This is a genomic window from Ginsengibacter sp. (assembly GCF_057362405.1).
The window spans coordinates 1-13,084 of record NZ_JBMQQG010000074.1 but is presented as its reverse complement, the minus strand read 5'-3'; the positions used below and the strand labels follow the sequence as shown (position 1 = coordinate 13,084).

Genomic DNA, 13,084 nt, shown 5'->3' with positions numbered 1-13,084 from the left:
GGGATGATATTTCCGCGTTTCTTAGTTCATCTAACCTGTAACTATAGCCGCCGCATTTATATTCATGAATACCTTCAAGAACTGAGAGAGTGGAATGTAACGAACTATGTGTTGCACCCTTTTTGTTAGACTGGCAATTAAAGCCGCCATCATTCATTTTTTGAGACAGTAAAAAATCGACAACGGACTTTAACCACTCTTCTTTCACCTGGAAATATGAAGTATAATTCAAAACCATTCCGTTCACACAAACATCGCTTTTTTGACTACGACCAATGGGAAGTATTCCTCCATCTTCGCCTTTTTCGGTTTTAAAAATGATGTTCAGAGTTTCTTTTATTGTTTTGTTGCTTGGAGAAATATTTAGATTTTTCAAATCCAACAACGTATAATGGCTCGATGTCCACTTTGGCTGATAAAAGCCCTTTCCCCAGTGTCCATTTGAATGCCGGCATGATAGAAATTGTAGTCCCCAGCCTTGTGATTCAATTTTCTTTCTGAGATTTGGTTTATCGGAATCTAATAAATCCCTGTAAGCTTGGTATTGAATAGATACGTCACCATCAAGTAGCCATGATATTACTTCTTTATTCGTCATTTCTCGGGGACCATTTGAAGTTTGGGTGTAGACAGGCATGACGTGCACATTTTTCTTTATGCTCCTCTAAAATAATCTATTGTGCAAAGGCAGCCAAATAAGCCCGCTTTACGAAAAACACCAAATATTACAAGCCGTTCATTATAAAAGGGGAGATAGCATTCACTGCCAATTTTTTCCATATATCTTTGCTCGTTAAAAAATAAGTGCAACTTATAAGCAATTAAAAAGTATAGATGAGCCAGGCATTTCAATCGCAATACATACCTTATTCAGAAACAGGAAAGTTTACAAAAATCATTTTAGATTATGTTGCCGCGGCAAATGATGTAAAAGATTTTTACCGGCATGAAGTAAACATCGATGGAATTAAAGTGTCCATTCAAGAAAGAAAAAAGTTTCGCGGTAACAGGCAATTATTGGTTGAGCAATTGCAGCTTCAATATAAAAATATTGATGGCGTTGATTTGGTAACAAACAATATTAAAGCCTTAGCTGATGAAAATACCTTTACCATCTGCACTGCTCATCAACCCAATATTTTTACCGGCCATTTATATTTCATTTATAAAATTCTGCATACTATAAAACTTGCTGATGACTTAAAAAAGCAATTACCGAAATATCATTTTGTTCCGGTTTATTTTATGGGAAGTGAGGATGCGGATTTGGAAGAATTAAATCATATTGTTATTGATGGTAAAAAATATGTGTGGCACACGAAACAAACCGGAGCCGTTGGCAGAATGAAAGTGGATGATAATTTATTAAAGTTAATAGCAGATATTGAAGGGAGAATTTCGGTTGAAAAATATGGTAAGGAAATAATCGATTTACTGAAACGATGTTTTCAAAAAAATACAACGATTGAACAAGCTACTTTTTTATTGGTTCATCATTTATTTAAAAGTTATGGCCTTATTGTTTTTTTGCCGGATAACGCTACATTAAAAAGAGAGATGTTGGCTGTATTTGAAGAAGACATTTTTGAAAATACCTCTTCGAAAATTCTGCACATCACTTCAGAAAAAATATCGGTAAAATATAAAGTGCAGGCGCATCCGAGAGAGATCAACCTGTTTTATTTAAAAGATAATATTCGCAACAGGATTGTGCAAACGAAAGACAAGTTTGCGGTTAATGATACCGAACTTGTTTTTACAAAAGATGAATTAAAAGATGAATTAAAAAATCACCCGGAACGCTTTAGTCCGAATGTAATTCTAAGAGGGCTTTTCCAGGAAGTGGTATTACCCAATATTGCGTTTATAGGTGGCGGTGGTGAAATTGCTTACTGGCTCGAATTGAAAGATTTATTTCAATATTATAAGGTTCCTTTTCCTTTATTAATTGTGAGAAATTCTTTTTTGATTGTTGAAAAAAAATATCATGAGCTAATTGAAAAATTAAATTTATCCGTAACTGATTTATTTAAAGGAGAAGAAGTATTAATTAATGAAATCGTAAACAGGCAAACCAAACACCGGTTAAAGTTAGATGAAGAAAAGTTTCAGATTCAACAGGCATATTATTCGATTAAAGAGTTGGTAAAAAAAATTGACGTTACGCTGGAGCAGCACGCTGATGCATTGGAAACAAAAACCAATAAAAGACTAGACCAGATGGAAAAGAAAATGCTTCGTGCGGAGAAAAGAAAATTTGCCGATACAAAAAATCAACTCTCAAAAATTATTACTTCATTATTTCCCGATGATGGATTACAGGAACGTTCAGAAAATTTTATGCTTTTGTATGCCAAATGGGGTAAAGAGTTTTTTAAAATGCTATACGATAATTCGTTAACACTGGAACAGGAATTTTGTGTGATTGAGGAAGTCTCCCCTAACCCCTCCAGGGGAGGGGAATAAAACAGCTTACTATGTCCATAAGATTTTTACGTACAAAAAATAAATATACCTTTTCGTTTGTTTGAAAGATAAGAGGTTGGTTGTCTTTACCCTCCCCTGGAGGGCAGGGAGGCCGCCTTCTTTTCCACTTCTTCCTTCATCTCCTTTTTATAATCAAGAAGTTTTTGTGTAAGCAAGGCATCTGAAGTAGCTAATATTTCTGCAGCTAAAATGCCTGCATTCTTCGCCGCATTTAATGCAACGGTAGCAACAGGAACGCCATTAGGCATTTGTAAAATAGAAAGAATAGAATCCCATCCATCGATGGAATTAGAAGATTTTATGGGAACACCAATTACAGGTAATACAGTAAGCGAAGCAACCATGCCCGGCAAATGTGCGGCGCCTCCGGCGCCGGCAATAATTACTTTTAAACCACGGCCATGCGCAGACGTAGCATAGTCAACCATCCGCATGGGCGTTCTGTGTGCAGATACGATTGTTATTTCATAGGCAACATCAAAATTCTTTAATATTTCGGCAGAGGCTTCCATCACTTTCAGGTCGCTATCGCTGCCCATAATTATTCCAACAACCGGGTTCATTTAATAAGTATTTAAAACAAAGAAACGCCTTTTTCTGTTAAACCATTTTGGCATTTTATTTTACCCGGAATTTTTTTTATGGTTGAGCACAGTATTAATATTTTTTTGGCGTCAAATGAAATTATTTCCTGTAAACAGGTTAGTAGATTTATTTCCGGTTATGAATAATTCTATATTTGATTTTAATTTTCAAAAAGCTGTGCATGTCCTTGAATAGTTCCAGGTTTCCCTTTTTCTTCTTGTTATCTTTTTTAGCTATTTCTATATTTTCCTGTAAACAAAAAGCTGTCAAAGCAAAACGGGGAGACGATGGTCCCGTAATTGTTGATGTAATCGTTGCAACTCCTCAAAAAATAAATAATAATATTGAAGCTAACGGAACCGTAATCGCAAATGAAAGTGTCGACCTTCATCCCGAGGTTAGTGGCAGATTAACTTATCTTAATATACCCGAAGGAAAATATGTTACAAAAGGAACGGTATTGGCACGGGTAAACAGTGCTGACCTGGAGGCTCAATATCAAAAAAGTAAAATGCAACTTGAACTTCAAAAGACAACAGAAGAGCGGTTGCGAAAATTATTATCAGTGAATGGTATTAATCAAAGCGATTATGACATTGCGCTCAACGCCGTTAACAGTACGAAAGCGGACATGGATTATACCCAAACGCTAATTGATAAAACTGTTATCCGGGCACCGTTTGATGGCACACTGGGTTTAAGACAAGTAAGTCCCGGTGCTTATGTATCGCCAACGACTGTGCTGGTTACTTTGCAACAGTTAGGAACGTTGAAAGTAGACTTCACCATTCCTGAAGAGTATGGAAATCTAATAAAAGTCGGGTCTAAGGTGGATGTGGAAGTTGATGCCGCCAAAGAAATAATGCAGAGTGCTACCATCATTGCCGTTGAACCAAAGGTAAATGATCAAACAAGGAACTTATTGGTGAGAGCAATTTTATCAGGAAATAAATCTAATCCCGGTGCTTTCGTAAAAGTATATATAGGTTCTCATGATGCTGGTAAAATGGCTGTGATGGTGCCAACCAACGCAATTATACCGAATGATCTCAATAACCAATTGGTGGTAATTAAAGATGGGAAATCAAAATTTGTAAACATAAAAACCGGTGTTCGTTCTGCCAACAACGTAGAAATTACCAGCGGTGTAAATGCGGGTGATACCGTTGTAGTAACGGGTGTCTTGTTTGCAAAGCCGAATGCCCCGGTAAAGGTTAGAAATGTAAAATCACTTGTCGAGATGGACAAGGATCAATAATTTTTGGATATTTCAACAGGTATTTTAATAATCTCAAATGAATGGTCACGTAAATATAGAGTCTGCGACTTCTTTTTTGAAGTTCAAATTGTTGTGAAGAAAATATGAATATTTCCGAATTTTCCTTGAGGAGGCCTGTCTTTGCCACGGTAATGAACCTGGCAATTATTTTATTTGGCATTATCGGTCTAACCTTTTTGGCCGTAAGGGATTATCCCGCCATCGATCCTCCCATCATTTCTGTAAGGACTTCTTATACCGGTGCCAATGCGGATATCATCGAGAACCAGGTAACAGAACCAATAGAAAAACAAATTAATGGCATTCCCGGCATTAGAACTATCACGTCTACAAGCTCTTTGGGCAGCAGTAACATTACCATTGAATTTAACCTGGGCGTGGATTTAGAAGCTGCAGCAAGTGATGTAAGAGATAAAGTTGGGCAGGCAGCCAGGAGTCTTCCACAGGATATAGATGCGCCACCTGTAATTTCGAAGTCGGACGCTAATAGTGACTGGATATTAATACTGGCTGTTCAAAGCCGGACTAAGAACTTACTTGAGCTAAGTGATTACGCCGAAAACGTATTGCAGCAGCAATTACAAACGATTAACCAGGTAAGCGCCATTTATATTTTTGGGCAAAAACGTTATGCCATGCGCATCTGGCTCGATCCTGATAAGATGAATGCTTATGGTGTGGCGTATAATGATGTAAGTCGTTCCCTTAATAGTGAAAATGTAGAATTACCGCCGGGTAAAATTTATGGTAATAATACGGATCTCACTATTCGGGTTTTAGGAAGACTTAGCACGGAAAAACAATTCAGGGATCTGATTATTAAAGAAGATAGTTCCGGCATTGTAAGGCTCGGTGATGTGGCCCGCATAGAGTTGGGCCCGGAAAATCTTGAACAGAGCTGGAAGTATAATGGAGTGAATGCCGTTGGACTGGCAATTGTACCCCAGCCCGGCGCCAATAACATACAAATTGCCGACGAGTTTTATAAACGTATTCACCAGATAGAAAAAGATTCAAAATCGGATATACAATTAAAAGTGCTTATTGATAACACGACCTACATTCGCCAGTCTCTTGCGGAGGTGGAAGAAACCATCGGCATTTCTTTCGTGCTGGTTGTAATTGTTATTTTCCTGTTTTTCCGCGATTGGTTGATAGCCTTACGTCCGCTGATCGATATTCCCATTTCATTAATATCCACCTTCTTCATCATGTACCTCGCCGGGTTCACGATAAATATATTAACGCTGCTTGCAATTGTGTTGGCAACGGGTTTGGTGGTAGATGATGGCATAGTGGTTACTGAAAATATATTCAGGAAACTGGAAGGGGGCTTGCCGATAAAACGTGCCGCATTGGAAGGAAGTAAGGAAATATTTTTTGCGGTAATATCTACATCAATCACATTGGCCATCGTATTTCTGCCGGTTATCTTCCTCGAAGGGTTTATAGGAAGGCTCTTCAGGGAATTTGGGGTTACCCTCGCAGCCGCCGTGTTAGTGTCTGCGCTGGTATCACTAACGATAACGCCTGTACTCAATGTATATCTTCACCGGAAGAAGGCAGGTCATGGATGGTTTTATAATAAGACTGAACCTTTCTTCGCAGGAATGGAAGATGGTTATCGCCGGTTACTGCAATGGTTTATGGGTATTCGCTGGATGGCATGGGTAATAACAGGAGTGTGCGTTATAATGATTTACTTATTATTCGGGACATTAAAGAGTGAACTTGCTCCAATGGAGGACCGTAGTAGCGTTCGACTGGTAGTTACGGCGCCGGATGGAACCAGCTTTAATGCCATGAGCAACATCACCGATCAAATTGCTAACTACCTATACGATTCGGTTCCTGAACGTGATTTTGTTTTTGCAAGAACTCCGGCAGGAGATGGCAACAATACTGCTCAACCAAGAATCGGGCTTGTTCCGCCAAGTGAAAGGCAACGGACGCAGGATCAGATTGCAAATGACCTCCAACAAAAACTACAGCGCTTTAATGAGGCGCGGATATTTACGATCGAGGATCAAACCATTTCGGTGGGTGGCCATCATGGCTCGTTGCCGGTGCAGTTTATTATTCAGAACCAGGACCTTAATAAACTGAGAAATATTATCCCGAAATTTTTGGACGAAGTAAAAAAGGATAAAACGTTTTCGAACGTGGATGTTGATCTTAAATTCAATACGCCTGAATTGCAATTAACTGTTGACCGGATGAAAATTAAAGATCTTGGTTTATCTACGCAAGATGTGGTATCAGCCATACAGGCGGCTTTCAGTGGTGGTCGGCTGGCGTATTATATTCAAAATGGTTTCCAGTATTCGGTTATAGCCCAGGTGGAAAGAAACGATCGTAATCAACCCATGGATATTTCACGGTTATATGTTCGCAATAACATTGGGAAGAATATTCCCTTATCTTCTGTTATCCATATGAAAGAAAGCTCGAATCCTGCAACCTTGTATCACTTCAACAGGTATAAAGCGGCAACTATTTCGGCATCTTTAGCGGAAGGGTATACCATAGGCGATGGAATTAAAGCAATGCAATTTATATCTAACAGGCTGTTAGATGAAAGTTATCAAACCGCCTTAACTGGTCCTTCAAGAGACTACGCGGAAAGCTCGTCTAACATAATGTTTGCTTTTGTTTTAGCACTTATATTAATTTACCTGGTGTTGTCGGCACAATTCGAAAGTTTTTTAGATCCTTTTATCATCATGCTTACTGTTCCTTTGGCATTAGCAGGAGCACTTTTAAGTCTTTGGGTATACGGACAAACGCTAAATATTTTTAGTGAAATCGGGATGATTATGCTCATCGGCCTGGTTACCAAAAACGGAATTTTAATTGTGGAATTTGCCAATCAAAAGAGAGCACTGGGTATGAACAAAAAAGAAGCAGTGCTAGAGGCGTCGGGCCAGCGCTTACGACCTATATTAATGACGAGTCTCGCAACATCGCTGGGCGCATTGCCTATTGCACTTGGCCTCGGCGCTTCCTCTGCAAGTCGGGTACCACTGGGCATTGTGGTTGTTTGTGGTATTTTGTTTGCTTTGATATTTACATTGTTTGTAATTCCTGCTGTGTATACTTACATTTCAAGCAAACATAAAACCGACGAAGAAAAAAATAAAGAATTTACCGCTGACTATTCTGGTAAGGTTGATAAAAAAAATTAATGAAAAAGATTCTTTTCATACTATTTATTATTTCGTTACACAACAATTGTTTTTCACAATCACTTTCGTTGCAGGATGCTATAAACATTGCATTAAAGAAAAGTCTCGATCTGCAATTATTGAAAAACAATGTGGAAATAAGCCAGGTGAATAATAATATTGGTGTAGCGGGCGGGCTTCCTGTTATTACGGCTACGGCTACAGATAACGAGCAATCAACTAATGTACACCAGGAACTAAATACCGGCACAGTAATTAAAAGAAATGGTGCAGTGGGCAACACGTTAAATTCGGGCTTAACAGCCGGAATATTACTATACAATGGTTCCCGTGTAGTTGCAGCAAAAAGCCGTTTGGAACAATTGCAATTGCAGAGTGAACAATACCTGAATTCCGAAGTCCAAAATACAATGGCTTCGGTAATGACAAGTTATTTTGATATTGTACGCCAGCAGGCATATATAAAAACGCTTGATAAATCAATTGACGTTGCGCAGCAGCAATTGAACATTGTAAAGACGCAACAGAGTGTCGGTTATGCTAATGATGCCGATCTTTTTCAATCGCAGATAAATCTTAATAATTTAATTCAGCAACGTCAGGCGCAATTGCTTGTAATTGACCAGGCTAAAACCGGGTTATTATTGTTGCTGAATTTAAAACCCGATTCTCTTATAAATATCAGCGACACTATTTTAGTTGATAAGAATTTAGTACTTGGAAACATACTGGATAACATAAACCATAATGCTGATGTAATAGCGGCTGATGAACAGGTGAAAATTAACCAGTTTATTGTAAAGGAAACAGCGGCTCAGCGTTACCCTTCTCTTCGGGCTGCCGGCGGCTATAATTTCAACAGGTCGCAAACGGCAGCAGGAAATGTAATGTTGAACAGAAGTGTCGGCCCTTATGTTGGTCTCACTTTGGGTATTCCCATTTATAATGGATCAATTTATAAACGCCAGCAAAAGGTGGCCGAAATAAATGTGGAAAATGCGACGTTGCAAAAAGATATCGTTATAAGAAATTATTCGGCGCAGGCGGTACAAACTTACCAGGCATATAGCTCTTCTATACAACAATTGGATTCTCAAAAAGTAAATGTTGAGCTGGCTCAAAAATTAATTGACCTGGCTTTATACCGGTTCCGGCTACACGCAGCAACTATAGTAGAATTAACGCAGGCACAGCAGAGCTATCAGCAGGCAGAATATGCCTATACTAATTTAAGTTTTGCGGCCAAATCTTCTGAGATTGAATTGAAGAGGTTAATTAACCAGATACCATTTTAAGACCTTCAAAAAACCAGGAAGGTTTAATAAAACTGTCGGTAATTCAGTCTTCTAAAAAACTTCTGTGTTGGGATGGGTTTTATGTTTTTGATTGCAGCTTCCTGCTAATAATATTTGCTTTGTAAGTGAGATCCTGCACACTGTTGCTTATAACAGTTACGTGGCCCATTTTTCGGCCGGGGCGTGTTTGTTTTTTACCATATATATGCACAAAGGCATTGTCAATCTTTAAAACTTCTTCCAATCCTTCGTAACGAACATTTCCTGAAAAATCTGCAGCGCCAATAAGATTTATCATTGCTGACGGCAATATGGCTTTAGTATTTCCCAATGGATATCCAAGCATTATTCTCCATAGCATATCAAACTGGGAGCAATAATTTCCTTCAATAGTATGATGGCCGCTGTTATGAACTCTTGGTGCGGTTTCGTTAACCCATACATTATCATTCAGGTCGATAAACATTTCGACAGCAAAAATACCGGCGCTTTTAAAATTCTTCACCACCGTTAATGCAATTGCTTCTGCCTTCCATAAGGCTTTCTCGATTACGGATGCAGGGCTTAGCTGGTATTGTAATAAATTAAAATCCTTGTTAAAAATCATCTCTACCGAGGGATATATTGCTGTTTCCCCTGTTTGGCTTACAGCAACAATCAACGCAATTTCTTTTTTGATATCTACCAATTTTTCCAATACGGCGGGTACATCAAAACCGTTCTCGATTTCCTTTTCATTTTTTATAACTACCACGCCGCGACCATCATAACCTCCCATGCCGATTTTATGAACCGCAGGTAAAAAACTAATGTGATGTTTTAATTCATTTTTATATTGGGTAATTATAAACGATGATGATGGAACATTGATAGATTCATAAAATTGCTTTTGTAAAATTTTATTCTTAATCGTTGCTAACGCCGAAGGTTTCGGATAAACTGCAATTCCTTCTTCTTCTAATTTTTGAAGGGCTTCCGCATTTACCGATTCAATTTCAATGGTAACTGCATCAAGCTGTTTCCCGAAATTATAAACGTCATCGTAATTGGTAATATCTCCTTTTGTGAAATGGTGGCAAAGATGCGCAGCGGGGCATTCTGCATCATTTTCCATCACATAAGTTTCAACCGGGTAATTTGCCGCTGCCTGTAGTAACATTCTTCCGAGCTGGCCTCCACCTAATATGCCAATCTTCATTTGAAAATTTTCTGCAAGATAAATGTTCCGGTTTATTAAATATCAAATGTTTGTTATCTGCAAAACAAGACATGTTCAACTACCACCCGCTGCTCTTTAATTTTTTATATTTGCATAAAAAATATAAGATGCAAACATCTGCGATGGCTTCATCAAAAAAAGAAAAACCCCATGAAGATTTTTTGCCTCTCATGGGAACAGATTATGTGGAATTTTATGTAGGTAATGCCAAGCAGGCGGCCCATTATTATAAAACAGCATTTGGGTTTCAGTCACTCGCTTATGCAGGCCCGGAGACAGGGTTAAAAGACAGGGCAAGTTACGTTATCAAGCAGAACAAGCTCACATTTGTACTCACAACACCGTTGATGAAAGACAATGAAATAGCAAGCCATATAAGCAAACATGGAGACGGTGTTAAAGTCCTTGCCTTAAAGGTCGACGATGCAACCAGTGCATGGAAAGAAACTACCAAACGTGGTGGTAAGAGTTATATGGAGCCTATAAATATGAAAGATGAAAATGGAGAAATGATTATCAGTGGGATTCATACTTACGGGGAAACGGTGCATCTTTTTATTGAGAGGAAAAATTATAAAGGTGTTTTCATGCCCGGTTACCGAAAATGGGAGAGCATCTACAATCCTTCAGAGACGGGGCTTTTATACGTAGACCATTGTGTAGGAAATGTGGGCTGGAACCAGATGAATAAATGGGTGAAGTATTATGAAGATGTAATGGGCTTCAAAAATATTTTAAGCTTTGACGATAAAGATATCTCTACCGAATATTCTGCGTTGATGAGTAAGGTGATGAGTAACGGTAATGGCTACGTGAAGTTCCCGATTAATGAACCGGCCGAAGGAAAGAAGAAAAGCCAGGTAGAAGAATACCTGGAATTTTATAATGGAGAAGGCTGTCAGCATATTGCCATCGCTACGAACAATATAATTGACACTGTTACAAAATTGCGGGAGAGGGGAGTGGAATTTTTGAAGATCCCCACCAGTTACTACGCAACTGTTTTGGACAGGGTTGGCCATATTGATGAAGACTTAGAGCCATTGAGCGAGTTAGGAATTCTCATAGATCGGGACGATGAAGGTTATTTATTGCAGATTTTTAGTAAGCCGGTGGAAGACAGGCCCACGCTGTTTTTTGAGATTATTCAACGCAAAGGAGCGCAAAGTTTTGGTAAAGGAAATTTCAAAGCACTTTTTGAAGCAATTGAAAGGGAGCAGGCAGAGCGGGGAAATTTGTAGCCTTTCTGCGTCCGCGGGCGCCTACGTTTATCAGCCGGAGATTCGTGGCACCTTTAGTTATTGAGAATATTGTTGAATTAGAATTATTAGTTAAGAAATTTTCTACACATTGTTTTTTCAATAAAAAATTTATTTTTACGTTATAACTATAATCTCCTATAGAAATAATGATGAATAAAATTCCCGCCACTTTTTTTGTATTGATAGTAATAATCCTCACGTCAGTTACTGCTACTGGACAAAACTCCTTTGTTGCTGAGAAAAAAACTTCATTCAGGCTGGCTGGTATTTTGGAAAGGAAGGAAGATACTTTACAAAAGGAATTTGAAGCAAAAGGATTGCAGTGGCCGGCTAAATATGTTTATATCCGCAGTTTTAAATATGATGCGCAATTGGAAGTTTGGGTAAAAAATACTTTTAGAGAAAAATATAAACTTTTCAAAACATATAAAGTTTGCATGCAAAGCGGTACTATGGGTCCCAAAAGATTACAGGGCGACTACCAGGTTCCGGAGGGTTTTTATTACATAAACGAATTTAATGCGCACAGCAATTATCATCTCGCATTAGGATTGAATTATCCAAATGCTTCCGATAAAATTTTAAGTGATTCACTTCACCCCGGGAATGCGATCTATATTCATGGCAGCTGTGTTTCTGTCGGTTGTATCCCGGTTACTGATGAAGATATTGAAGAGATTTTTCTTATTGCAGGTTATGCAAAATCAAGTGGCGAAGATTTTATCCCGGTTCATGTATTCCCGTTTAGGTACAGTTCAAAAAGATCGCTTGAATATTTTAAACAGACTGCAAAAAATAATCCGTCGCTTCAGAAGTTTGCCATGGAGTTAAAAGATGCTTATGATAAATTTGAAGAAACCCATCAGGTTCCAATTGTACTGATAGACCGCAAAGGAGATTATGTTATAGATTAACTTTCTCTCATCAAAACCTGCACAGTATCCGACGTTTTTTGTTCCAAAACAACTTTTTTGTTTTCAGTTAGTTTGCCTAAAAATTGGCCGGTATAATGCCTGATGGTAAGCAATGTCAGGTTCTTCTCCAGTTGTACGTCAAATATTGGCGAGGCATTTATGGCGATTTTGTCAATCTTTTCTGCAATATCATCCATACATAAATATAAACTTATCGCAGCATTTTGTGTGAGGGTGGGTTTAATTTTTGTGGCTTCCAGAATTTCGTACAATGCATTTGCCGGCTCTCCTTCTACAAAAGAGAAATCTTTCGATTCAAATGTAACCATTACCTGGTTGCGCTTATACACAATAATTGGCGGAAGGTCGTGTGGATTTTTTGAAGTTATAACGGTGCCGGTTAGTTGCGTATTAAGAAAACTCTTTACGTGTAAAGGAATATTTTTATTCTGCAAAGGTTTAATGGTTTTTGGGTGAATAACCTGCGCTCCGTAATACGCCATTTCAATTACTTCCTTGTAACTAAGTTCCGGTATGTTTACTGCATCGGGAAAATCTTTTGGATCGGCATTCATTACCCCTTCCACATCTTTCCAGATGGTAACATCTTTTGCGTTTAAAATATTGGCAAAGACTGCGGCAGTGTAGTCACTTCCTTCACGCCCTAAAGTGGTGCTTTCGTTTTCATCGGTGCAACCAATAAAGCCCTGCGTTATTATTAAATTAGTTTCTTCAAATAGTGGAAGAATTTTTTCTTTGATATTTTTTTCAGAAACCTCCCAGTCAATAATCGCATCCCTGAAAGTATCATCTGTGCGAAGCAAATCCCTGACATCGATCCATTTGTTGGACACCTTT

General features: G+C 38.4%; 10 protein-coding genes. 6 read left to right on the top strand and 4 right to left on the bottom strand.

What is annotated here, in order from left to right; all coding sequences use genetic code 11:
- Positions 1-637 (bottom strand): hypothetical protein (locus ACO1O5_RS06555; RefSeq protein WP_486269037.1); only part of this gene is annotated, 637 nt, incomplete at its 3' end.
- A gap of 197 nt (positions 638-834) precedes the next feature.
- Between ACO1O5_RS06555 and bshC the strand changes: the two genes are divergently transcribed.
- Positions 835-2,466: a bacillithiol biosynthesis cysteine-adding enzyme BshC gene (gene bshC, locus ACO1O5_RS06550; RefSeq protein ID WP_486269036.1), complete on the top strand. Its 1,632-nt coding sequence runs from the start codon at positions 835-837 to the stop codon at positions 2,464-2,466.
- Between the two features lie 86 nt (positions 2,467-2,552).
- Here the strand turns inward: bshC and purE are convergent, their stop codons facing one another.
- Positions 2,553-3,050 (bottom strand): 5-(carboxyamino)imidazole ribonucleotide mutase, encoded by a 498-nt coding sequence (gene purE / locus ACO1O5_RS06545; protein WP_486269035.1) that lies wholly within the window; start codon positions 3,048-3,050, stop codon positions 2,553-2,555.
- A 203-nt stretch (positions 3,051-3,253) separates the two neighbouring features.
- On the opposite strand from purE, the gene ACO1O5_RS06540 reads away from it, so the two are divergent.
- The 3 genes from ACO1O5_RS06540 to ACO1O5_RS06530 all read left to right on the top strand — a co-directional run bounded on the left by ACO1O5_RS06540 (position 3,254) and on the right by ACO1O5_RS06530 (position 8,831).
- Complete coding sequence (locus tag ACO1O5_RS06540; RefSeq protein WP_486269034.1) at positions 3,254-4,330, top strand: efflux RND transporter periplasmic adaptor subunit; 1,077 nt, start codon at positions 3,254-3,256, stop codon at positions 4,328-4,330.
- Between the two features lie 104 nt (positions 4,331-4,434).
- A complete protein-coding gene (locus ACO1O5_RS06535; RefSeq protein ID WP_486269033.1) occupies positions 4,435-7,536 on the top strand; it encodes an efflux RND transporter permease subunit in 3,102 nt (1,033 codons plus the stop codon).
- The gene (locus ACO1O5_RS06530) at positions 7,536-8,831 is read left to right on the top strand and encodes a TolC family protein (RefSeq protein ID WP_486269032.1); all 1,296 of its coding nucleotides are present in this window, start codon (positions 7,536-7,538) and stop codon (positions 8,829-8,831) included. Before ACO1O5_RS06535 ends, ACO1O5_RS06530 begins: the two co-directional genes overlap by 1 nt.
- A 79-nt stretch (positions 8,832-8,910) precedes the next feature.
- On the opposite strand, the gene ACO1O5_RS06525 is transcribed toward ACO1O5_RS06530, so the two are convergent.
- Positions 8,911-10,029 carry a 5-(carboxyamino)imidazole ribonucleotide synthase gene (locus tag ACO1O5_RS06525; protein WP_486269031.1) on the bottom strand — a complete coding sequence of 373 codons (1,119 nt, stop codon included), beginning with the start codon at positions 10,027-10,029 and terminating at the stop codon, positions 8,911-8,913.
- A 128-nt stretch (positions 10,030-10,157) separates the two neighbouring features.
- Between ACO1O5_RS06525 and hppD the strand changes: the two genes are divergently transcribed.
- On the top strand, positions 10,158-11,291 hold the full coding sequence (hppD, locus tag ACO1O5_RS06520) for a 4-hydroxyphenylpyruvate dioxygenase (protein WP_486269030.1): 1,134 nt from the start codon (positions 10,158-10,160) through the stop codon (positions 11,289-11,291).
- A gap of 167 nt (positions 11,292-11,458) precedes the next feature.
- Complete coding sequence (locus ACO1O5_RS06515; protein ID WP_486269029.1) at positions 11,459-12,226, top strand: L,D-transpeptidase family protein; 768 nt, start codon at positions 11,459-11,461, stop codon at positions 12,224-12,226.
- Here the strand turns inward: ACO1O5_RS06515 and ACO1O5_RS06510 are convergent.
- Positions 12,223-13,084 (bottom strand): amino acid kinase family protein (locus ACO1O5_RS06510; protein WP_486269028.1); only part of this gene is annotated, 862 nt, incomplete at its 5' end. The genes ACO1O5_RS06515 and ACO1O5_RS06510 overlap by 4 nt on opposite strands.

Bases quoted from the DNA above. Each gene is read 5' to 3' on its own strand.
- purE (WP_486269035.1), bottom strand. From the start codon at position 3,050: ATGAACCCGGTTGTTGGAATAATTATGGGCAGCGATAGCGACCTGAAA.
- ACO1O5_RS06515 (WP_486269029.1), top strand. From the start codon at position 11,459: ATGATGAATAAAATTCCCGCCACTTTTTTTGTATTGATAGTAATAATC.
- ACO1O5_RS06540 (WP_486269034.1), top strand. From the start codon at position 3,254: ATGTCCTTGAATAGTTCCAGGTTTCCCTTTTTCTTCTTGTTATCTTTT.
- ACO1O5_RS06535 (WP_486269033.1), top strand. From the start codon at position 4,435: ATGAATATTTCCGAATTTTCCTTGAGGAGGCCTGTCTTTGCCACGGTA.
- hppD (WP_486269030.1), top strand. From the start codon at position 10,158: ATGCAAACATCTGCGATGGCTTCATCAAAAAAAGAAAAACCCCATGAA.
- ACO1O5_RS06530 (WP_486269032.1), top strand. From the start codon at position 7,536: ATGAAAAAGATTCTTTTCATACTATTTATTATTTCGTTACACAACAAT.
- ACO1O5_RS06525 (WP_486269031.1), bottom strand. From the start codon at position 10,029: ATGAAGATTGGCATATTAGGTGGAGGCCAGCTCGGAAGAATGTTACTA.
- bshC (WP_486269036.1), top strand. From the start codon at position 835: ATGAGCCAGGCATTTCAATCGCAATACATACCTTATTCAGAAACAGGA.